22 protein-coding genes and 1 tRNA gene are annotated in these 21,687 nt (G+C 61.6%); 6 read left to right on the top strand and 17 right to left on the bottom strand.

What is annotated here, in order from left to right:
* Positions 1-253: 253 nt before the first annotated feature.
* The 4 genes from LOKVESSMR4R_RS02790 (at position 254) to LOKVESSMR4R_RS02775 (ending at position 3,593) form a co-directional block, all read left to right on the top strand.
* Positions 254-907, top strand: a complete 654-nt coding sequence (locus tag LOKVESSMR4R_RS02790) for an ABC transporter ATP-binding protein (protein WP_087206205.1) — start codon at positions 254-256, stop codon at positions 905-907.
* On the top strand, positions 891-2,438 hold the full coding sequence (locus LOKVESSMR4R_RS02785; RefSeq protein WP_087206204.1) for a capsule biosynthesis protein: 1,548 nt from the start codon (positions 891-893) through the stop codon (positions 2,436-2,438). Before LOKVESSMR4R_RS02790 ends, LOKVESSMR4R_RS02785 begins: the two co-directional genes overlap by 17 nt.
* The gene (gene kdsA / locus LOKVESSMR4R_RS02780) at positions 2,438-3,271 is read left to right on the top strand and encodes a 3-deoxy-8-phosphooctulonate synthase (RefSeq protein ID WP_087206203.1); all 834 of its coding nucleotides are present in this window, start codon (positions 2,438-2,440) and stop codon (positions 3,269-3,271) included. Before LOKVESSMR4R_RS02785 ends, kdsA begins: the two co-directional genes overlap by 1 nt.
* A gap of 247 nt (positions 3,272-3,518) precedes the next feature.
* A tRNA-Gln gene (locus LOKVESSMR4R_RS02775) sits at positions 3,519-3,593 on the top strand.
* 105 nt (positions 3,594-3,698) lie between these two features.
* Here the strand turns inward: LOKVESSMR4R_RS02775 and LOKVESSMR4R_RS02770 are convergent.
* The 14 genes from LOKVESSMR4R_RS02770 to LOKVESSMR4R_RS02710 form a co-directional block, all read right to left on the bottom strand.
* Entirely contained in the window at positions 3,699-4,157 is a 459-nt protein-coding gene (locus tag LOKVESSMR4R_RS02770) for a hypothetical protein (protein WP_157898105.1), read from the bottom strand.
* 159 nt (positions 4,158-4,316) lie between these two features.
* Positions 4,317-5,612, bottom strand: a complete 1,296-nt coding sequence (locus tag LOKVESSMR4R_RS02765) for a c-type cytochrome (protein WP_157898104.1) — start codon at positions 5,610-5,612, stop codon at positions 4,317-4,319.
* On the bottom strand, positions 5,581-5,736 hold the full coding sequence (locus LOKVESSMR4R_RS20400; RefSeq protein ID WP_204248709.1) for a hypothetical protein: 156 nt from the start codon (positions 5,734-5,736) through the stop codon (positions 5,581-5,583). Before LOKVESSMR4R_RS20400 ends, LOKVESSMR4R_RS02765 begins: the two co-directional genes overlap by 32 nt.
* A 27-nt stretch (positions 5,737-5,763) precedes the next feature.
* Positions 5,764-6,855 (bottom strand): Mrp/NBP35 family ATP-binding protein, encoded by a 1,092-nt coding sequence (locus LOKVESSMR4R_RS02760; RefSeq protein ID WP_087206200.1) that lies wholly within the window; start codon positions 6,853-6,855, stop codon positions 5,764-5,766.
* Between the two features lie 82 nt (positions 6,856-6,937).
* On the bottom strand, positions 6,938-7,927 hold the full coding sequence (locus tag LOKVESSMR4R_RS02755; RefSeq protein WP_237331887.1) for a formate dehydrogenase subunit gamma: 990 nt from the start codon (positions 7,925-7,927) through the stop codon (positions 6,938-6,940).
* Positions 7,928-7,934: 7 nt separating this feature from the next.
* Positions 7,935-8,531, bottom strand: a complete 597-nt coding sequence (gene fdh3B, locus LOKVESSMR4R_RS02750) for a formate dehydrogenase FDH3 subunit beta (RefSeq protein ID WP_087206198.1) — start codon at positions 8,529-8,531, stop codon at positions 7,935-7,937.
* A gap of 15 nt (positions 8,532-8,546) precedes the next feature.
* Positions 8,547-11,516 (bottom strand): formate dehydrogenase subunit alpha, encoded by a 2,970-nt coding sequence (locus LOKVESSMR4R_RS02745; protein WP_087206197.1) that lies wholly within the window; start codon positions 11,514-11,516, stop codon positions 8,547-8,549.
* The gene (locus tag LOKVESSMR4R_RS02740) at positions 11,516-11,728 is read right to left on the bottom strand and encodes a hypothetical protein (protein ID WP_087206196.1); all 213 of its coding nucleotides are present in this window, start codon (positions 11,726-11,728) and stop codon (positions 11,516-11,518) included. Before LOKVESSMR4R_RS02740 ends, LOKVESSMR4R_RS02745 begins: the two co-directional genes overlap by 1 nt.
* A gap of 62 nt (positions 11,729-11,790) precedes the next feature.
* Positions 11,791-12,396, bottom strand: coding sequence for a TorD/DmsD family molecular chaperone (locus LOKVESSMR4R_RS02735; protein WP_237331886.1), 606 nt, complete (start codon positions 12,394-12,396; stop codon positions 11,791-11,793).
* Between the two features lie 129 nt (positions 12,397-12,525).
* Complete coding sequence (locus tag LOKVESSMR4R_RS02730) at positions 12,526-13,179, bottom strand: DUF3306 domain-containing protein (RefSeq protein ID WP_087206195.1); 654 nt, start codon at positions 13,177-13,179, stop codon at positions 12,526-12,528.
* A 3-nt stretch (positions 13,180-13,182) separates the two neighbouring features.
* A complete protein-coding gene (locus LOKVESSMR4R_RS02725) occupies positions 13,183-13,713 on the bottom strand; it encodes a DUF3305 domain-containing protein (protein ID WP_087206194.1) in 531 nt (176 codons plus the stop codon).
* Positions 13,714-13,723: 10 nt separating this feature from the next.
* Complete coding sequence (locus tag LOKVESSMR4R_RS02720) at positions 13,724-14,713, bottom strand: DUF6352 family protein (RefSeq protein WP_087206193.1); 990 nt, start codon at positions 14,711-14,713, stop codon at positions 13,724-13,726.
* Positions 14,713-15,273, bottom strand: a complete 561-nt coding sequence (locus LOKVESSMR4R_RS02715; protein ID WP_087206192.1) for a DUF6505 family protein — start codon at positions 15,271-15,273, stop codon at positions 14,713-14,715. Before LOKVESSMR4R_RS02715 ends, LOKVESSMR4R_RS02720 begins: the two co-directional genes overlap by 1 nt.
* Entirely contained in the window at positions 15,270-16,004 is a 735-nt protein-coding gene (locus tag LOKVESSMR4R_RS02710; RefSeq protein WP_087206191.1) for a biotin/lipoate--protein ligase family protein, read from the bottom strand. The genes LOKVESSMR4R_RS02715 and LOKVESSMR4R_RS02710 overlap by 4 nt, the downstream gene beginning before the upstream one ends.
* 158 nt (positions 16,005-16,162) lie before the next feature.
* Between LOKVESSMR4R_RS02710 and LOKVESSMR4R_RS02705 the strand changes: the two genes are divergently transcribed.
* Complete coding sequence (locus LOKVESSMR4R_RS02705) at positions 16,163-18,067, top strand: 4Fe-4S dicluster domain-containing protein (RefSeq protein ID WP_204248708.1); 1,905 nt, start codon at positions 16,163-16,165, stop codon at positions 18,065-18,067.
* A 74-nt stretch (positions 18,068-18,141) separates the two neighbouring features.
* Here LOKVESSMR4R_RS02705 and LOKVESSMR4R_RS02700 read toward each other — a convergent pair whose 3' ends face one another.
* The 3 genes from LOKVESSMR4R_RS02700 to LOKVESSMR4R_RS02690 all read right to left on the bottom strand — a co-directional run bounded on the left by LOKVESSMR4R_RS02700 (position 18,142) and on the right by LOKVESSMR4R_RS02690 (position 20,276).
* Positions 18,142-18,864: an ABC transporter ATP-binding protein gene (locus LOKVESSMR4R_RS02700; RefSeq protein ID WP_087206189.1), complete on the bottom strand. Its 723-nt coding sequence runs from the start codon at positions 18,862-18,864 to the stop codon at positions 18,142-18,144.
* Positions 18,858-19,562, bottom strand: coding sequence for an ABC transporter permease (locus tag LOKVESSMR4R_RS02695; RefSeq protein ID WP_087206188.1), 705 nt, complete (start codon positions 19,560-19,562; stop codon positions 18,858-18,860). The genes LOKVESSMR4R_RS02700 and LOKVESSMR4R_RS02695 overlap by 7 nt, the downstream gene beginning before the upstream one ends.
* Positions 19,563-19,721: 159 nt before the next feature.
* Positions 19,722-20,276 (bottom strand): YaeQ family protein, encoded by a 555-nt coding sequence (locus LOKVESSMR4R_RS02690; protein ID WP_087206187.1) that lies wholly within the window; start codon positions 20,274-20,276, stop codon positions 19,722-19,724.
* A gap of 150 nt (positions 20,277-20,426) precedes the next feature.
* On the opposite strand from LOKVESSMR4R_RS02690, the gene LOKVESSMR4R_RS02685 reads away from it, so the two are divergent.
* The gene (locus LOKVESSMR4R_RS02685) at positions 20,427-21,680 is read left to right on the top strand and encodes an AI-2E family transporter (RefSeq protein WP_237331885.1); all 1,254 of its coding nucleotides are present in this window, start codon (positions 20,427-20,429) and stop codon (positions 21,678-21,680) included.
* Positions 21,681-21,687 lie beyond the last annotated feature (7 nt).

The following is a 21,687-nucleotide window of genomic DNA, read 5'->3' as shown; positions in this document are numbered from 1 at the left end:
GTCCTATTCATTTTGGCAAAGATAGCGCGTGGCACGCGGGGTCAATCCCGCCGCCCGTCAAAGCTGCCCGTGCATCATGTCAGACCATGCCGGAAGGGCAAGCCCGCCCATGGGCGCAGTTTTGCCCTGATCATGGCGTTGTCGTCGCAATCAGGCCGCATTTTGTGACTATGAATCCCGATCATCAGGGCCTGTTAACCTTTTAGCGGGCATCCTGTCGCACAACGTTCTGACAGGTAGTTACAGGACCCAAATGCTGGAATTTGCGCATGTCAGCAAATCATTCTGGACCGGCACACAGCGCAAGGTGATCCTTGACCGCGTGTCGTTTCGCGTGGAACTGGGCAATTCGCTGGGCATTCTTGCGCCCAACGGGACCGGCAAGACCACCTTGATCAACATGATGGCGGGGCTGGAAAAACCCGATGAAGGCATGATCACCCGCAATTGCCGCATTTCCTTTCCATTGGGGTTCATGGGCGGGGTGATCAACAAGCTGAGCGCGATGGAAAACAGCCGCTATATCGCGCGGATCTATGGGCTTGATCCTGATTATGTCGAAAGCTTCTGTCGCTGGCTCTGCGGGATCGAGGAATATTTCGACATGCCCGTCGGCACCTATTCCAGCGGGATGAAACAGCGGTTCACCTTTGCGCTGATGCTGGCGCTGGATTTCGACATCTACCTGATCGACGAAGGCATGCCCAGCGCCACGGATGCGGAATTCAATCGCAAGGCGGGCGATATCCTGCGCGAACGGCTGGAAAGCACGACGATCATCATCGTATCGCATCAGGCGGCGACGCTGGAACGGTTCGCGCGCTCTGCCGCCGTGCTGCGCAACGGGCAGCTTTACATGTTCGATACACTCGAAGAGGCAAAGGCGCTATATGACTACCAAACCTAGGGTCCAGAAATTCCGCATCCGGCGCGATGCGCAGGCAGATGCAGCGCCCGCGCCACAGGCCGAGGCCGCGCAACCCGCCGCGCCGGCCGCACCCGCCCAGAGCCTGCAGGAGCAGCTGGATGCCATCGCCCAAGAAGGGCTGACCGGCCGCCAGCTGCGCATGGCGCGCCGTGTCGCCCAGAAACAGGGTTTGACCGTCGGGTCCGATTACGACGCCGTGCGCCAGCTGCGCCTGGCCGGGATCGACCCGTTCCAGCGGCAATCTGTGCTGGAACTGGTGCAGCCCAAACCCGATGCCGCCGGGCGTATCCAATTGCCCGACACGATTGCCCAGGGCAATACGCTGCCCGAATCCAAGGCGATCCAGCGGGCCAACAAGAATGCCTCTGAGATCGTCAAGATCCAGCGCGACATTGCCCGCCGCAGGCGGCGCAAGCTGGCATTGCTGACGGTGCGTCTGGCGGTCTTTATCTTGCTGCCGACCTTTCTGGCGGGCTGGTATTACTACACGATTGCCACGCCGATGTATGCCACCAAATCCGAAATCGTGATCCAGCAGGCGCAGCCCGCCCAAGCCGGGGCCGGCGGCTTTGCCAATATGTTTCAAGGCACCTCGATGGCCACCCAACAAGACAGTATCGCCGTGCAATCCTATCTTGCCTCGCGCGAGGCGATGTTGCGGCTGGATGCCGATCACGGCTTTAAGGCGCATTTCAGCGACCCCGCCATCGACCCGATCCAGCGCCTTGCCCCGGATGCCACCAATGAGGCCGCGTTCAAACTGTTCAAGCGCCATGTCATCATCAGCTATGACCCGACCGAGGGCCTGATCCGGATGGAGGTCATCGCAGCCGCGCCCGACAAGGCCTATGAATTTGCGCAAGCGCTGATCGGCTATGCCGAAGAACAGGTTGATCAATTGACCCGCCGCATGCGCGGCGACCAGATGCAGGGCGCGCAGGAAAGCTATGAAGCCGCCGAACGACGCCGCGCAGAGGCGCTGGCGGCATGGCTCGCGATCCAGCAAGAGGTTCAGCAGATCGACCCGGTCAGCGAATCCGCCAGCCGCCTTGGCCAGATTTCGACATTGGAAGGCGAAAGGCAGCGCTTGGAACTGGTGCTGCAATCGCGGCTGAACGTGGACCGGCCCAGCCAGGTGCAGGTCCAGACGCTGCGCGACCAGATCGCGAATATCAACGCCTTGATCAGTGAATTGCGCGGCGAGCTGATCGGCAAGAACAATGATCAAGGGTCACTGGCCGCGCGCAACACCGAATTGCTGACCGCCGAAGAAAATTACACCTTTCAGACAGTCATGGTGCAACAGGCGCTGACCCAGATGGAAACAGCCCGGATTGAAGCGAACCGGCAGGTGCGCTACCTGTCAGAAAGCGTGCGGCCTGTCTTGCCCGATCAGGCGACCTATCCGCGTGCTTTTGAAAACACGATACTGGCTTTTTTGATATTCTCGGGCATTTACCTGATGATCTCGTTGACAGCCTCTATCCTTCGCGAACAGGTCAGCTCTTGATGCATATCGTTGAAATCGGAAAACTGAAGGTCGGCAATGATCTGCCGCTGCTGCTGATCGCTGGTCCTTGCCAGTTGGAAAGCACCGATCACGCCCAGATGATCGCGGGGCGGATGGCGGAAATCTGTGCGGCCCATGGCGCGCAATTCGTGTTCAAAGGCAGTTTCGACAAGGCCAATCGCACCTCGGTCGGTGGCAAGCGCGGGCTTGGCATCGATGGCGGGCTGAAGGTGATGCAATCGGTCAAGGACAGCATCGGCTGCCCGGTGCTGACCGATATCCACACGGCTGATCAATGCGCCCCGGTCGCTGCGGTCTGCGACGTGCTGCAAATCCCCGCTTTCCTGTGCCGGCAGACCGACCTTTTGATCGCGGCAGGCGAAACCGGCGCAGTCATTAACGTCAAGAAAGGCCAGTTCCTGGCCCCCTGGGACATGCCCAATGTCGTGGCCAAGATCGAAAGCACCGGCAACCGGCGCATCCTTGTGACGGATCGTGGCACGTCTTTTGGCTATAACACGCTGGTGGCCGACATGCGGTCGCTGCCGACGATGGCGCGGATGGGCTATCCTGTCGTGATGGATGCGACCCATTCGGTGCAGCAACCGGGCGGGCAAGGCGGATCATCGGGCGGCCAACGCGAATTCGCCCCGGTGATGGCACGGGCCGCAGTATCGCTGGGGATCGCCGCAGTCTTTATCGAGACCCATGAAGACCCCGACATTGCGCCATCCGACGGGCCGAACATGATCCCGCTGGCGCAGATGGACGCGCTGGTCCAAAGCCTGATGGATTTCGACGCGCTGGCAAAGGCAGACCCGATCCGGGTCTGACAAAGCGCAGGCCGAGGCTGACCGGCAGGGCCTTGCGCGCAGACGCCGCTTATACCCCACAAAACAACGCGCAAAACACGCAGCTTGGCGGCATGAACCGCCCGGCACATGCGCCGCCATGCGGATGCATGCCCCCGCCACGTCAGCAGAAAGTTTTCGCGCCCGGACCGCCAAAAGGAATAGTCGGCTTTTTGGCAAAACGGGGCTTGAACCGCCCTGCGCTTCGCAGTATCCAGCGCCACGCTGTTGGGATGTAGCCAAGTGGTAAGGCATCGGTTTTTGGTACCGTGTATCGTAGGTTCGAATCCTACCATCCCAGCCAGCTTACCCAGATAATCACTTTTTATTGCGCCGGGCGGGCTGTTGCGCGCGCGTCAGGCCTTGGCGGGCTTGGTCTGCGCCCCTTTGCGTCAGAGAAATTGCGCGATCACGGGGCCACGACGGCGGGCGGGCCGGAATGCGACATGGGATTGGCATCTCCGCGCAGCATCTCGCGTTCTGCATCGGCGCGGCTTTCTGCGATAATGCCATCGTTTTCGGGGGTCTCGATCTCCGCAAAGGCGATATCCGCGATGGCGTCACGCGTAGCGGACAACAAGATCTGCGCCTCGGCCTGCATCTGCGGCCGATCAAAGACCGCGCTCGGCTGGGTGAACAGGACATCGCAAAGCGCGCGTTCAAGCTCTTCGGCACATTCGATGATCACGGCACGCACCCGCCCGCAGGTTTCGGCACTGGGCATCGCCACGCATTCATCGACCATCGGCACGAAAAGCGCCTCGTCCTGGGCTGCGGCATGATTGCTTTGCGCATGGCTGACGGCTGGCATCACAGAGAGGCAAAACCCGATTGCGCCAGTTGCAGTGATATTTTTGAATTGCATCATCTTCTCCTGTCGCCATGGGACGGGTGAATGGGGGGCCGCCTTGCGCAACCCGCCCCGCCTGATGTCAAGCGGCGGCCCTGACGTATAGGCACAGAACGCCGCGCGCGGGGCTTCGTTCCCTGCGGCAGGGTTCGGGGCGATCATGGCAGGGCTTGGGGGCTACTCGGGATCCGCGACAACACGTTCCAGATAATCGGCCAGGGCCGCGCGGTCCTCGGGTGCGGCGATGCGCTGTTCGGGCATCCGCGAACCGGGGGTATAGGCCTCGGGGCCGTAGGTGAACAGGTCGGACAGCGTTTGCGGGGTCCAGATGATCGCCATCTCTTGCAAGGCTTCGGAATAATCATACCCCGACTGCGAGCCGATCTTGCGGCCAAAAATGCCGTAAAGGCTGGGGCCTGCCCTGCTGTGGTCATCCGGTTCGAGTGAATGGCAGACGGCGCAATTGTTCCAGATCTCGGCGCCACGGCTATTGTCATGCGCAGCGGCGACCGCCGGGGCCAGACCGCCCCCCAAAGCATCACCATCAAGCGACCAGCGGCGGATCGTGCCGTCCGCGCCCGCGGTGAATAGCTGCGCCTGCGTGATGGCCAGGCCCCAGACCGGACCGGCCGCAGCGGTAAAGGAATGGCGCGGCACCAGATTATCGCCCTGCACCAGCCAGACCGTCCCATCCAGCGTTCCCGCCGCGATATGATCTGCGCCGGACGCCACCGACAGCAGCGGGCGGTCGGTCAGAAACCGCTCTGCCGTCAAGGCGCCGGCCGCATCGTAACGCCGCAGCGCGCCATCGGCAAAGATCACCGCAACGCCATCATCCACGCGCGCCAGACCATTTGGCAGCGCGGGCAGCCCCACCCTGAATGCCAACGTGGATGACGCAGTCAAGCCAGTCAGCAGCAAGTCGCCGCCCAATGTGACCAGCTGCCCATCCGGCAAAAAGCCAAGGCCCGTCACCCGGTCGCTATGGGCCGTGAAAATCTGTGTTTCGAAACTGCCAAGATCAAGGCGCATCACGCGCCCGTCCCAATAGCCAGCGGCGGCCTGCGTCCCATCGGCACTGACGGCAAGCGAGGCCACGGCGGATTGCCCCGCTGGCGTGGCAAAATCGGGCATGCGTCCGTCCAGCTGCCAGACCGCCAGACGCCCGTCCTGCCCTGCGGTGATGAAACCGCCATGCGGCAAAAGCCGGACAGCGGTGACATTGCCGGTGTGAAACCGGGTGACATTGCGCGCGGTTGCCGCGTCCAATGTCCACAGGATCGCCCGCGTGTCAAAGCCGCCAGAAACCAGCAGGCCCTGTCCCGCATCCAACGCACCCACCGGCCCGCCATGCCCGACCAGATCCTGCGCAGCGGCAGGCCCGATCAGGCCAAGCGCCGTGATCAGCGGTATCAGCCCCTGACGCACGATCCGCGCAGGATCAATAGGTGACCAGATTTGTTCCGGGCGCATCGACCCGCGCGCCCTCGGTCGCATAGGCGGAATAGCTTGGCTGCTGGAACGAGCCCTGCAACACCGACGCCGCGCCAAAGGCGATGACACCGGCAAAGATCACGGCAAAAATAAAGGCTTTCATATCGGTTCTCCTGTCTGTTTTCGTTTGTTACATCATGCGCGGGGAAAGCCCCGGCTTTTCTGCGCCCAGCCCATCAAGCATGGTCTGCGCGATATCCTTGTAAATCTGCCCCAAGGGACCGTCGGGATCGCGCGCGACAATCGGTTGCCCCGCATCCGAGGCCGCGCGCAGCGCCATGGTCAGCGGCACCGCCCCCAGGAACGGCACACCCAGCCGCCCGGCCTCTGTTTTCGCGCCGCCCTCGCCAAAGATCGCATGGCTGCTGCCGCAATCGGGGCAGATGAATTGGGCCATATTCTCGATCACCCCAAGGATCGGCACATCCACCTTGCGGAACATCGCAATGCCGCGCCGCACGTCGATCAGCGACAGGTCCTGCGGGGTCGAGACGATCACCGCCCCCGCCAGCCTTGTGCCCTGTGCCAGCGCCAGCTGGGCATCGCCGGTGCCGGGCGGCATATCGACCAGCAGCACATCCAGCGCGCCCCATTCCACATCGGCCATCATCTGCGTGATCGCCGACATCACCATTGGTCCCCGCCAGACCATCGCAGTCTCTGGCTCGACCAGCAGGCCCATCGACATCGCTTGCAACCCATAGGCCCGCATCGGGCGCAATTTGCGCCCCTCGCCCATGCCGGGTTTGCCATGCAATCCCAACAAGGTCGGCAAGGACGGGCCATAGATATCCGCGTCCAGAATGCCGACCCGCAGGCCCAAGGCCACCAGCGCCAGCGCCAGATTGACCGTCGTGGTCGATTTGCCGACCCCGCCCTTGCCAGAGGCCACGGCGATCACATGACCGACATTTTCCAAAGGGTCCGTCTTTGATGGCGTCTTTTCAACCAGTTTCGGTGGTGCTGCCCGTTCGGCGGTCAGCACGACAAAGGCCGATGTGACCCCCTCCAAAGCCCGCAAGCGCGCTTCGAGCCTATCGCGCAGCGGCGCAAAGGCCGTGGCTTCATCGGGGCTGATCTGGATCGACAGGCTGACCCGGCCGCCCGATTGGTTCAGCCCGGCAATCCGCCCCGACGTGCCCAAGGGTTTGCCGTCCGGCAAAAGCATCTCTACCAGAACCCCGGATATGTCATCATCGAGATCGCGGTCGCCTTGGGACATATTTCTCACAACGTATTTCAGGGCAAACGACCCAGCCTCTGGATCAAGGCTGGGTCGTATCTGTTAATGGTCGAACGCCCGATTACTCGGCAGGTGTCGACAAGGCGCCGTCCTTGGCGGGCTTTGCTTTTTCTTGCTCGACCCACAGACCATGGTGTTCCTTGGCCCAGTTGACGTCAACCTCGCCGGACCCCATCGCATCGAACGCGCCTTCCATCCCGACAGAGCCGATATAGATATGCGCGATGATGATGGCCGACAGAGCCGCCGCGATCAGGGCATGGATCGTCTGATAGAGCTGCCAATCAGCCGGTGCGCCAGCAAAGCCGGGGAACAGCAGCATGACACCTGTGAAGGACAGACCAGCGCCACCAAGGATCACGGACCAGAAAATGACTTTCTGACCAGCGTTGAACTTTTTGGCAGGCGGGTGCACGCCTTTCTTGAGAAGGCCACCACCCTGCTTGATCCATTCCAGGTCAACCTTGTCGGGGATGTTGTCGATCACCCAAAGCACGAAGATCAACGCCAGCGCCAGCATGAACGGCCAGGCCAGGTAGTTGTGCGCGATCTTGCCAAAAGCCGACAAAGCCCCAAACGCATTTTCCCCGATGAGCGGCAGGATCACGGCATTGCCGATGATCAAGTTCAGCCCGCTGATCGCCAGGATGATAAAGGTCGCCGCCAGCGTCCAATGAGCAAAACGGTCGATCGCGCCAAAACGCAGGATCTTGAGACCGGACATGCCGGAATCCACCTGGATACGGCCACGGACCATGTAGAACAGCGCCAGCAGACCCACCATCCCCACAACAGCGACAACGGAAAGCGTCTGGATCGTGCCATCCTGCAAAGCAGCCCATGCCTTGTTATCGGGCTTGATCAGGTTCCCGGCGCTGGTATCCGGGATCGACACGCGCCCCGCCACAGCGTTGGAATTACTGCCCAATGCCTCGAACATGGAGTCTTCGGTGACGGCGCTTTGCGTCGGGTTAACCTGCGCAGAGGCCTGCCCGACAAACACGAGAACCGCGAGAGCGATCATAAATTGAGAGACGTATCGCATCTTCATATCCTCCTTAAACCGCTACCGTTTCGCCATAAGCCGTGCGCCAACCCCAGGCACCCGATCCATAGCCTCGTGTGACAACCCGTTCGCGGTAGATGTCAGCGATGATGTCGCCATCCCCCGCCAACAACGCCTTGGTTGAACACATTTCCGCACAAAGCGGCAGTTTGCCTTCGGCAAGACGGTTTGCGCCATATTTCACATATTCGGCCTGCGACATGTCCGGCTCTGGACCACCCGAACAATAGGTGCATTTGTCCATCTTGCCGCGCGTGCCGAAATTGGCGGTTTGCGGATATTGCGGCGCGCCAAAGGGGCACGCATAGCTGCAATAGCCACAACCGATACAGGTGTCTTTGTTGTGCAACACGACCGCATCATCGGTGGTGTAAAAGCAATCCACCGGACAGACCGCAGCACAAGGCGCGTCGGTGCAATGCATACAGGCCATCGAGACCGACCGTTCACCCGGCAGACCATCATTCAGCGTCACGACCCGGCGGCGGTTGATGCCCCACGGGACTTCATGCTCGTTTTTGCAGGCCGTAACACAAGCGTTGCATTCAATGCAGCGATCCGCGTCACAAAGGAATTTCATGCGTGCCATTTTTTTGATCCTCCCTTATGCCGCTGCGATTTGGCAAAGCGTGACTTTGCCTTCATGCATGCCGGTCACCGGGTCATAGCCGTAGCTGGTGATAACGTTGACGGATTCGCCCAGAACGATCGGGTCAGTCCCAGCGGGGTAATTGCCGCGCTGATCTTCGCCCTGGAACCAGCCTGCGAAGTGGAATGGCATGAAGGCCAGACCAGAATTCACACGCTCGGTCACCATCGCCTTGACCCGTGCCTTGGACTCGTTCTCGGGGCCGTAGACCCAGACCCAATCGCCATCGACGATGCCGCGGGCCGCTGCGTCTGCGGGGTTGATCTCGACGAACATGTCCTGCTGCAATTCGGCCAGCCATGGGTTGGACCGTGTTTCCTCGCCGCCGCCTTCATATTCCACCAAGCGACCAGAGGTCAGAATGATCGGGAAGTCCGCTGCAAGGTTCCGGTCCACCGCGCTTTGCTGCACCACTTTGCCGATGTTCGGCATCCGCTGCTGACGACGGTCGTCATTGGTCGGATATTCCGCCACCAGTTCAGGGCGTGCCGAATAGATCGGTTCGCGGTGCACAGGGATCGGGTCGGGCAGGTTCCAGGCAACCGCCCGGGCCTTGCCGTTGCCGTAAGGCACGCAGCCATGTTCGATCGCCACCCGCTGGATGCCGCCCGACAGGTCGAGCGACCAGCTGACGCCGTTGATCTTTTCTTCATCACCGCCGCCGATCCGTTCGATCACGGCGCGTTCGCGTGCGGTCAGATCGGTATCCCAGCCCAGCTCTTTCAGCATGCCCATCGTGAACTGGGGATAGCCGTCCTGGATCTCGGAACCGGGGTTCCAGCTGCCTTCGGCCAGCAATGTCTCGCCGTCACGTTCCAGCCCGAAACGTGGACGGAACGCGCCGCCACCTTCCATCACAGGGATATTGGTGTTGTAGAGGATGTGGCTGCCCGGATGCCGGAACTCGGGCGTGCCCCAGCATGGCCAAGGCAGACCGTAGAAATCGCCAGCAACCTCGGCGGGTGCGTCGGGCAGCGCCTTCAGCGTGACCAGATCGAAATGCTGCTGGTTGGCCATATGGGCTTTCAGCCGCTCTGGGCTTTGGCCGGTATAACCGACAGACCAGCCACCACGGTTGATTTCGCGCAGGATGGATTCCGGCGTCGGCTCCAGGCCGAACTTGCCTTCGACCAGTTCGAAGTTCTTGAACATCTCGTCAGCAAAGCCAAGCCGCTGCGACAGCCCATACATGACCGCGTAATCATTGTCGGATTCGAAAATCGGTTCGACAACTTTTTCGCCCCATTGCACCGACCGGTTGGATGCGGTGCGCGAGCCGGAACATTCAAACTGCGTGCAGATCGGCAGCAGATAGGTGTTGTCGGTGCGCGAATGCAACGCGGCAAAGGTGGTTGGATGCGGGTCGGCGACGACCAGCAGGTCCAGCGCATCCATGCCGCGACGGGCATCCTGCATCCGGGGAACAGTGTTACCGCCGTGACCAAAGACCAGCATCGCCTTGATGTTGTCTTTCTGGTCAACGTCATCGCTGTCCATCGTGACCGCATCGAACCAACGGGTCGAGGTGATGCCCGGAATGGTCATGTTTTCCTCGGCTGTCCGCGCATCGCGTCCGCCTTTGGCCGGCACATTGTCAAAACGGTTGACGAAGTAGTTGTAAGGCACGTCCCAGACGCGCGACCAATGCTGCCATGCACCGGCGCCAAGGCCGTAGTAGCAAGGCAGGTTGCCGACATCGAGACCAAAGTCCGTCGCACCCTGCACGTTGCAGTGACCCCGGAAAATATTGGCGCCATTGCCCTGGCCGCCGACATTGCCCGTCGCCAGCAGCAGAATGTTGTAAGCGCGGACATTGGCCGTGCCGACAGTATGCTGCGTGCCACCCATGCACCAGATAAAGGTCGAGGGGCGTTCCTTTGCAAATTTCTCGGCAGCGCGCTTGAGCGTGTCGCCATCAACGCCTGCGATCTTTTCGACGACTTCGGGCGTATAGGCTTTCACCACTTCGCGCACCTGGTCCATGCCATAGACGCGCTGTGCCAGATATTCGGTATCTTCCCAGCCGTTTTCAAAGATGTGGTAAAGCATCCCGTTGATCACGGCGATATCGGTGCCGGGACGGAAACGGATGTATTCGGTGGCATGGGCCGCCGTGCGGGTAAAGCGCGGGTCCAGCACGATCACATTGGCGCGCTGGGTTTCCTTGCCGGTCAGGATGTGCTGCATCGAGACGGGATGCGCCTCGGCCGCGTTCGAGCCCATGAAGATCACGGTCTTGGAATTGCGGATGTCGTTGTAGCTATTGGTCATCGCACCATAGCCCCAGGTATTCGCAACACCGGCCACAGTGGTCGAGTGGCAGATCCGCGCCTGGTGGTCGACGTTATTGGTGCCCCAGAATGCCGCCAGCTTGCGGAAGAGGTAAGACCCTTCGTTACTGAACTTGGCCGAACCCAGCAGATAGACCGAATCCGCACCGGACGTTTCGCGGATCTCGCCCATCTTGGCGGCGATTTCATCCAGCGCCTGATCCCAGCTGATCCGCTGCCATTCGCCACCGACTTTTTTCATCGGATATTTCAGGCGACGATCACCATGCACGACTTCGCGCACCGATGCGCCCTTGGCGCAATGCGTGCCGCGGTTGATCGGGCTGTTATAGGCAGGCTCTTGCCCAACCCAAACGCCGTTTTGCACTTCGGCGACGACCGAGCAGCCAACCGAACAATGGGTGCACATGTTCTTTTTGATCTCGATCGGCTGCGCCGGATCGGTGAAACCGGCGGCCTCGACGCGCTGTGTCAGCCCGGATCCGACCGTGGCGATGACCGCAAGGCCACCGATGCTCATCCCCGAGGCGCGCAAGAAGCTGCGCCGGTCGATTGGTTTGGCGGCGACGCCTGCGGCCAGCTGCGACAAGCGGCCTGTCGCTACCGCCTCGCGTGATCTGCGTTTGACCAGCATCAGTTTTCTCCCCGATCATAATAACGATTTGTGCGGTAAAACGCGGCGACATGTTCTGTCTCGCGGTACCGCGCCTTTGTGCGCTCATCCCCGGTTTGCTGGGCCATGACAGGGCGCGCGCCGCCCATTGTCAGCGCTGCGGCCGACGCGCCTGTCGCCGCGACGCCAAAAAACGCACGGCGGCTCATTGGATCGTGTTTGTCTTTCGTCATCTGGATCTCCCTGGTGGCGGCTACGGCAAGCTGGCTGGCTTACCGGGGTAAAGGTTGGTCTGTCAGGCGGCGAGCGCGAATGCCCGTGCCTCGATATCGGTCAATAACCGGCCAATTTCGGCCAGCGGTCGGTAAAAATCTGCGCTTGGTGCAATCGCTAGATCGTCAAAGAATTGCCCCGCCCAAGGCGCGATATGACGATTGAAGAAAGCGCGCTGGATATCATCGCTTGCCGCGATCTCGCCCGAAATCATGTCGGCCATGACATCCATCAGCAAAGCGATGTGATCTTCGGGCTCGTGTCGGCCGGCGGCGCGCGCCACACCCAGACGGGACAGATCATCGCGCAGAATCGCCAAGGGGCGTTCGTTCAGAAATCCGGTCTGGTAAAAGCTGGCATAGGGCAGCAATTCGCCGCGCCCGACCCCGATGAACAATTCGAAAAATTCGCGTTCGACGCGGGCCGCGTCACACCGCTTGGCCGCCTGCGCCAAAGCGCCATAAGCAAGGCCCAGCGGGCCATCATCGCCTTGCAGGCGGGATACATGATCCAGCAAGGCCTGGTCAGGCGCGCTCGACAACATGCGCGCCATGAAACGATATTGATCGCTTCGCGACGCCTCTAGAGGATCGTTGGCTCGCCCGTTGATGGGCTGGCTATCCGTCATGTTACCTAGTCTCACTCCCGAGTGGTAAGAAAATGATACCACATGCAATAGCTTTACGCAGGCAAGTGGTGGCTGTCCAGAATCTTTGCATATGTTCGCACACAATTTATCACAAACAGGCGCAACCACCTAGCCGGGCAAAGCCCCGCCATGACGCCGGCGTGCGGGGGGGACCGCGTCGCTGTCCGGACCTGCCGCTTGCTGCTGCTGATCTTGCGACGCTGCGCTGCCTTCGGCCTCGGCCTTATCCTGTGGGGCCTGCGGCTGGGTCAGCGCCAAATCGGTTTGCTGCGGTGCAATATCCTGGGCCGGAATGATGGCCGGATCGGCCGCATCCGCCCCTGTTTCAGCGGTCTGCGTGGTTTCTGCATCGCGGCGAGGCGCGAAAAGATCGCGCAGCATTTGTGCCGCCCGTTCCGGCGAGGGTGCAGCCCCGTCGCCCGGCACGCCGCCTGGTGTGTTCCAGTCCCAAGCGTAATCCACAGCCGGATCATTGTGATCCCTGATGCCGGGAACCAGCATCCATTTGCGGCGCAAAGCCGCATTGCGCAGGACCTGCGGCACGCCTTTTTGCAAAAAGACGCGAATATCGCTCTGCGGGGTCAGATCATCGACATCCGGCAATGCGGCGATTTCTTCTTCGGTCAGTGATTCTTGGTCCGGGGCCGCGATATCGGCACTGGCATCAGGCTCTGCCACGGGTTCGGGCGCGGCGGGTTGCGCGCGCTTGTTGCGCGACCAGCGGCCCAGAAAAGATTCGCCCTGATCGGTGGGTTTGGGCATGGCTTACCTCTTGGCGGGGCGATGCGCCCATTTATCGGCATCTTGCAAAACCCGCGGCGCGCGCGCCGGTGGGGCATTGGGGTCGATCACATGGCGTTTGCGTTTCTTGAAGGGCATATCGACATGGTATTTCGCCACGAATTCCGCGATCTGCGCTTCTATCACCGCAGGCATCGGCACCGGCTCGACGAATAGGTCCAGATCGGATGCATAGCCTTCGCCTTCGTAAGGGTCGGCGGTGACATTCACGATCTCGGCCGTTTTGGGGTCCTGCCCGCGCAACGCCACCCAGAGCGCCGGACGCCCCGAGACCAGATTGTCCTGATGGTGCAGCGTGTCACCAGAATAGAGCGCCAGATCGCGGCCGCCCAGATACCAGGTCTCGACCCCGTTTTCGGCGTAAAGCAGCGTATGGGGCGCCGCGTCAGGTTCCTGTGGCAAGACCGAACAGGGCCGCAATTCACCAGCACCCCATTTCGTGACCGCAGGCCGTCTGATCGCGAGAACCGAAATGCGCAGGGTCTTGATCGGCATGGCTATCCTTTCAGTTCAGCACGGGCGCGGCCAGCGGCAGCCCGGTCAGCAGGTTCTGCGGCTTGATCCGCACCGCGCCATCGGCCCCCAAGCCCAGGAACAGCCAGATCGGTTCTCCGCGCAGATCAGGCGTCACGCGGGCATGATCGGCGATGTCCAGCCGGAACAACCCCACAAGTGTAGCAGGCAGCGGCTGCTTGTTCCACAGCGCGTTGCCGATTGCCGTGCCTGCCTGATCCAGCCCCACGAACCAGCGCAGGTCGGTGTTATCGGCCGAGGCCTGCGCCGTCACATTGCAGTCAAGTCCCAGCATATGACGCAGATAGGCGGCAATCGCCGTGGCCATGCCCGCGCGCGCCGCGGCATCACCGCCGAAATTCAGCACCATCGTATGGGCGTCAGAGCGCGACCAATAGGTCCAGTCATTGCCGTCCCCCAGCACATCCAGCCCGTCGATCCCCCCCGAGAGCATCGCCGTCAGGGGCGAGCTGTGCATCTCTTGTTCCAGCAGCTGCACCAATTCTTCATCGGCCAGAAACAGGGTATCGTTCTGGATATGGCTGCGCTGCGGGCGAAAGAAACATTCCGCCGCGCGCAGGACCTGCGGGTCACTGCACCCATCCAGCGCGTTGCGCAGGATCAGCTGCACCAGCTGCGACATGAAGACGACCGGCAGGGTGACCCCGTCGCGCACGATCTGCGCATAGCCCTCTTCGACCGTGCCTGCGGCGATCAGCCGGTCACGCAATGTCAAAAGAAAGCGCCAGTTTTCGCGCGCATCGGGGTCTTGCAGCGCGATCAGTTCCATATCCGACACTTTTGCGCGCGGCTGGTCCATCAGGCGCTTGTGCAAGGTGCGTTCGGCGGCGCAAGCCTCGGGCGGGGGCAGCACCTCGGGACGCGCAAGCCATGCGACGATCAGCTCGTCGGTGACAATCATGCGGCCCGCGTCATCCAGCCGTGTCAGGTGATGGCCCGAGGCGACCCAGAATTCAGGCATCAGACTTTTCCTCTCAGGGCAAATAGATCGACATGATCTTCGGGCAGGCTGTCTTCGGTTTCCTCGAAGAATTGAAAGGCGCGATCATGGCCTTGCAAATGCGACCCCGAAAAAGCCGTCTCGTCACGCGGTTTCAGCGTGCGGAATTGTTCGCGGATATCGCCGGCATCATGTTTGCGGTGCAGCGCGATCAGCGTGTTCAGCGGATGCGCGCGGCACAGGCTTTCGGCCAATGCGACCTCTTCTTCGGCGGCGGGGCGGGCGGCCTCTAGCGATGGGGCGCCCAGATGGGTCACCAATTGCTGGGCCAATGTCAGCACCATGGCTTCGCGTTCCTCGGGCCGGGCCTCTTGCACCGTGACCAAGGTCGCATGGCCAAAACTGTCCACCCCCAGAAACCCGGACCGAAAGGCAATCGCCTCTTTGCGGGTCAGATCATCGGGGGCACGCCCCCAGAACAAAAACGTGCCCGGCACGGCCCATTCACCGGGCTGGGCGGCATTGCTGAACACCACCTTGTCCGAGGCATCCAGCTGGATGGTCCGGGGCAGACGGATCACAATTTCGGCCCCTTGGCATCGCGCCAGCCAGAGGCGTTGAAGGATTGCAGCAATGGGTCCGATCTTTTGCCGCCGCCCGCGGGCGTGATCTCGACCAGGCGGTCGCCCTCGATCCGCCGCACCCCCCGCAAAAGCGGCGGGTCGATGCGCATCAGATAGCGGTTGGTCACCGCATCCAGACCGTCATGCAGCCAGCGGTCGAAATAGAGCATCATGTAGCTGGCGAAAGTGGCGATGATATCCTCGTGCGGATCAAAGGCTTCTTCTTTCAACGATGTCGAGTCGGGAAACTGGCCCGGTTCCGGCAGATGGTCGCGTTCCGAGATCAGCTCGGCCGCGAACACCATCCAATCGGGAACATCCTGCGGTCCGGTTCCGGGGGCGACGGCAAAGCGCCCGCCGCCGATCCGCGCCTTGTCATAGCGGATTTCATCCGGCCAATGCAGCCGCACCGCGCGTTCGGGCGGACAATGCGCCGCAAGCGCATCCGCCACGGCGACCATGCCCAGCGGAAAGGCCATCTGCGCCTCTTGCAGCGGTTGCGTCGGTTCCAGCACCACGGCAAATGCCAGCACGCCGGCAGAGGCATGGCACACCAAGGTGCCGGCCCCGTGCTCCGGCGCAAGCCTGATTGCCTGTTCCAGCACATCCGGCCCGGTGCCGGCATGCAATGTATAGGGCGGCGGCAACGCAATGTGCCCCAAGCCGTGGGTCTGTGATCTGTCGTCCATGTTGCCTCCCCGATTATCGCGTGCCGGACTCTAGGCTTTGCAATCAATGACGCGTATATCGGCCAGAACCGGTCAAGTTCCAGCCATATCTAGCCAGAGGCGAGACACCAATGCCCCAGCACGACAAAACCCGCCTGATTTGCAGCTGCGAAGGCAGCATGAAAGTCGCAGCCCAGGCCTTGGGGGGACAGGGCGATGGCGCGAATCACCTGTGTCGTAGCCAGCTTGATCATTTCCGCAAAGCCTTGGGCGCATTCGGCGAAATCACCGTGGCCTGCACCCAAGAAGCCCCGCTGTTTACAGAAGTGGCCGAGGATATGGGCTATGAAGGGACGCTGCATTTCGCCAATATCCGCGAAACAGCAGGCTGGTCCGAGGCGGGGCAAGATGCCACGCCCAAAATGGCGGCCCTGCTTGCGATGGCCGAAATCGCCGCCACTCCTTTTGATGTCGTCAGTCTGGAAAGCAACGGGATCACCCTGATTCTCGGGCGCGATCAGGCAGCGCTGGATCTGGCGCAAAACCTGTCCGACATGCTCGATATCACCGTGCTGTTGCTGCCGGGTGCCGATGTCGTGCCGCGCCCGCAAACGACCTGGCCGGTGCTGCAAGGGCGGGTGCGCAATGCGACCGGGCATCTGGGCGCGTTCGAGCTGACGGTTGATGATTATGCCGCCCCGCATGCGTCATCGCGCGCGCGGCTGACATTCGACACGGCGCGCAATGGCGCGATCTCGGCCTGTGATCTGGTGATCGACGTGACCGGCGGGCAACCCTTGTTCCATGAAACCCGTCCAGGCTATCTGCGGGCCGATCCGCGTGACCCGGTGGCGCTGGCCAGACTGGTGACCGAGGCCAGCCAGATGGTCGGGACCTTCGACAAGCCGAAATACATCAATTTCACAGCCGAGCTTTGCGCCCATTCGCGCAATACATTGACCGGCTGCACCCGCTGTCTGAACCTGTGCCCGACGGGGGCGATCACGTCCAATGGCGACACCGTGGCGATTGATCCCAATATCTGCGCGGGCTGCGGGCAATGCGCAGCGGCCTGCCCGACAGGGGCCGCCGCCTATGCCCTGCCGGTGACCGAAAACATCGCCGCCCGGCTGCGCGCAGGCCTTGCGGCCTATTTCACAGCAGGCGGCAAACATGCGCCGATCATGCTGTTTCATGATGCCGATCACGGCGCCGCCCTGATTGACGCAATGGCGCGGTTCGGCAAGGGTCTGCCCGCGCATGTGATCCCGGTGCAGGTCAATGAACCCTCGCAGATCGGGCCAGAGATCATGGCGGCAGCGTTGGCCTATGGCGCGGGCGGCCTGCGCGTGCTGGCCAAGGAACGCCCCGCCCATCCGCTGGACGGGTTGCAGGACAGTCTGGATCTGATGGCGGTCATCTGCACGCAGACCGGCCATGATCCGGCTTCCTGCGCCTTGCTTGCAATCGACGATCCTGATGCGCTGGAACTTGCGCTTTGGCAGCCTGCGGCCACGGCACGCCCGATGCGGTCCAGCTTTATGCCCCAGGATGACAAACGTGGCTTGCTGCTGCTGGCGATGGAAGAAATGAACCGGACAGCCCCCCTGCCGACCGATTTCATCGCGCTGCCACAGGGCGCGCCTTTTGGCACCGTCACGCTGGATCACGATGCCTGCACGCTTTGCCTTGCCTGTGTCGGGGCCTGCCCTGCGGGGGCCTTGTCCGACAATCCCGATCTGCCGATGCTGCGCTTTACCGAAAGCGCCTGTGTGCAATGTTCCATCTGCGTGGCGACCTGCCCCGAAGATGCCTTGTCGCTGACCCCGCAAATCGACCTTGCCGCCTGGGCCGCACCGCGCCGCGTCTTGAAACAGGAAGAGCCTTTCGCCTGCACATCCTGCGCCAAGCCATTCGGCACCAAATCCAGCATCGAGCGGGTCATGCAAAAGCTGGAAGATCATTGGATGTTCGCCGGTGAGACCGGGGCAGAGCGTCGCCGGCTGCTGTCGATGTGCGACGATTGCCGCACCCGCGAGGTCGTGATGGCCGGCTTTGATCCGCATGAAAAGGCCGATAGCTGATCAGCGCGCAGCGCAGGGTTCCGGCGGGCGCGGCCAAGGCTGCGCTCCGAGGCCCAAGCGGCAGAGAAGCCGCGTCACAAAACCAGATCACCCTTGAGAAAGGCCAGTGCCTGCGCCGATGCAGGCCCGGCAAAGAATGCCGCCGCGGGCAGCATCTCGACGACATGGCCGTCATGCAGGAACAGCACCTCATCGGCAAGGCGACGGGCCTGGCCCAGATCATGGGTGGACATCACGATCCTGGTGCCAGCGGCACTGGCGGCATGCAGGATCGTCTCTATTTCCTGGGTGGCATGGCCGTCCAGATTGGCACAAGGCTCGTCCAGGAACAGAACTTGCGGGGCCGTGACCAAGGCGCGCGCCAAGGCGAGTTTCTGCTTTTCGCCCCCTGACAGCACCCGCGCCGCACGCAAAACTGCGGCCCCCAGCCCGACCCGCGCGGCCCGGATATCGGCGGCGGCGCGCGCCTCGCTGCGCGCCATGCCGCGCAAGACCAGCGGATAGGCGATATTGTCGCGCACATTGCGCCGCATCATGATCGGGGTTTGAAAGACGAAAGATTGCGCCGCATGGGCCTGCGCATCGCTGATCGACCAGCTTTTGCGCCCCTCCGAGATCCGGTCGATCCCGTGCATCGCGCGCAGCAATGTGGTCTTGCCGCTGCCATTTGGCCCGACGACCACGCTGATCCCCTTGCCTTGCAAGACCAAGGACACCGGCCCAAGAATGCGTTTGCCACGCCGCTTGACCATGATCTCTTGCAGGCGCAGCGGCAGGATATCGTGATCGTTTACCATCGGCTGCCCTGTTCCGTCCGTGACAGGACATGAATGCAAAGATTGACCACAACGGCCAGCCCGATCAGGATGAACCCCAAGGCCAGCGCCAGCGCGAATTGCCCGCGCCCTGTCTCGAGCGAGATTGCCGTGGTCAGCACCCGCGTCGCATTGTCGATATTGCCGCCGACGATCATGATCGCCCCGACCTCGCCGATGCCGCGCCCGAAACCGGCCAGCTGCGCCGTCAACAAGGTGCGCCGCCCGTCCCAGACCAGCGTGGCGATCCGCTGTCTGCGCGACGCATGGAGAGAGATCAGCAGATCATGATAATCCGCCCATAATTCGCGCATCGCCTGATGGGCAATCGACGCGACCAAGGGCGTGATGATGATGACCTGCGCGATGATCATCGCCGTTGGCGTGAACAAAAGGCCCAGCACGCCAAAAGGGCCAGAGCGCGACAGCAAGATATAGACGATCAGCCCGACAACGACCGGGGGCAGCCCCATCAGCGCATTCAGCAGCGCGATCACATAACGCCGTGCGGGGAAACGCGTGATCGCCAGCCAGGCCCCCAGCGGCAACCCGATGATCGAGGCAATGGCGGTCGCGCTGAGCGTCACCTGAAGCGAGCGTAGCGTAATCTCGATCAATTCAGCGTCCAGCGACAAAACCAGCTGGGCAGCCGTGGCAAAGCCATCTGCAATATCGCTCATCAGTATTCCATCGCCGATGCCACCCCCGAATGCCCGAACGCGACAGCACCCCCTGCACCGCTGGCGTGCCTTAGCAGCAATCCGCTTGTCACAACAAGCCCCGCGCGCCGGGATGGCACTGCCAGCGCCGCATCACGGCACCGCGCGCTTGACCTTGGTCTAAGCGGCAGGGGCCAGCGTTTTCCATGGCTGCGGCGAGATATAGACGCTGCTATCATCAAGATTGATCATCACCTCGCCATCCTGGATATTGATCTGCAACTTCATCGCGCGGCTGGCCAAAGCCGCGATTGCATCGGTGTCGGCCTGCCGAAGATTGACGATCTGCAAATTGTCGAAACGGGTGGTGCTGTTCTTGATCTTGTCCCACCAGATCTCGGCGGGTCTGCCGCCATAGGGATAGACCACCACCTTGGCAGCCTTGCCGCAGGATTGCCGCAACAGCTTTTCGCTTGGCAGCCCCAAAGCCACCCAGAGTTCAAGCTCGCCGCTCAGGCTTTTCTGCCAGATGTCGGGTTCGTCATCGGTCGACAGGCCCTTGGTCATTTCCAGCTGCGCATGGGCATTCAGCGCAAAGGCGATGATGCGGACCATCAGCCGTTCATCGGTCTCTGACGGATGTTTGGCCAGCGTCAGTTTATGGGTCTCGTAATAGTGACGATCCATATCCGCGACCGAAAGCTCGACTTTGTAAATAGTGGCATTTTGCGCCATGATCAGGTCCCAACCTTGAAGGATCGTGTTGCCTACTCTGTTTGGGCCGCTTTGGAAAGAAGGGCACCGCCGGGGGGCAGTCACACCCTGCGGGCGGGGGCGCATATCCGCGGCTGCGGCCTGTGCGGCGCAAGCTGTCTGGCCGTTGACATGGCAGGGAACCTTGCCAGAGCGGCGGCGTTGGATACCGCCACCATTGAGGATGTGACGGCGGCAACGGCGCGCGCAGGCAATGGGCCTGTCGTCTTGACAGACAGACTGGGCAAACAGACTGGGCAGACAGACTGGGCAGGCATGGACACTTTGGACAATATTCGCACGACCAACAGGCTGCTGGCGGCGATGGTCACCCTGATGACGCTGGCCGCGCTCTATTTTGCCAAGGATATCGTGCTGCCTGTCGTGCTGGGCGTCTTGCTGGCCCTGACGCTTGGGCCTTGGGTGCGCTGGCTGTCGCAGCGCGGCATCCCGCCAAGCCTGGCTGCATCGGTGACGATCTTGGGATTGGTCGCACTGATCGCGGCGGGTGTGACGCTGCTGGGCGGATCGGTCGCCAGCTGGTTCGACGATATTCCGCGGATCACCTTTGAATTGCGCAGCAAATTGCGCGGGTTCAGCGAATCTGTCTTGGCATTTCAGGACGCGACCAAACAGGTCGGCGAAATCGCGCAGGGCGGGGCCGAAGATGTCGATACGGTCGTGATGCAGCAGCCCGGCCTGCTGACGACGGCGGTGGGCAATCTGACCAGTTTCGTGACATCGCTGGTCGTTGGCCTGATCCTTGCGCTGTTCCTGCTGGCGGCGGGCAATATGTTCTACATCAAGGTGGTCGAATCCTTTTCGCGGTTCGGCGACAAGAAACGCGCTCTGACGGTGATCCATGAAATCGAACGGCGGATGTCGCGCTATCTAGTCGCCATCACCTTTATCAACGCAGCGCTTGGGGCGGGGATCGCCGGCGTGCTGTTTCTGCTGGACATGCCGTTTCCCTTCGTCTGGGGCGTCGCGGCATTCTGCCTGAACTACCTGCCCTTTCTCGGAGGAATCATCGGCACGCTGGGTGTGGGCGCCTTTGCCATCGTGCATTTCGACAGCGTCTATTACGCCTTGCTCGCACCGCTCGCCTATCAGGCCCTGACCGCGATCGAGGGGCAATTCGTGACGCCGTGGTTTCTGGGGGTCAGGTTGCAGCTGAATATCGTGGCGGTGTTTTTATCGGTGATCTTCTGGACCTGGCTTTGGGGGATTCCGGGGGCGTTGTTGGCGGTGCCGATCCTTGTTCTGATCAAGGTGATCTGTGATCATGTTCCGACGCTGGCGACATTCGGCAACTTTCTCAGTGGTCGCACCGACACGCCCAGCACGACCGACCTTGCGACCAAGGACCCGACCTTGGCGCGCTAGCCAGGAT

Source organism: Yoonia vestfoldensis, from assembly GCF_002158905.1.
Classification (GTDB): Bacteria; Pseudomonadota; Alphaproteobacteria; order Rhodobacterales; family Rhodobacteraceae; genus Yoonia; species Yoonia vestfoldensis_B.
This window is presented reverse-complemented; position numbering and strand designations above follow the sequence as displayed.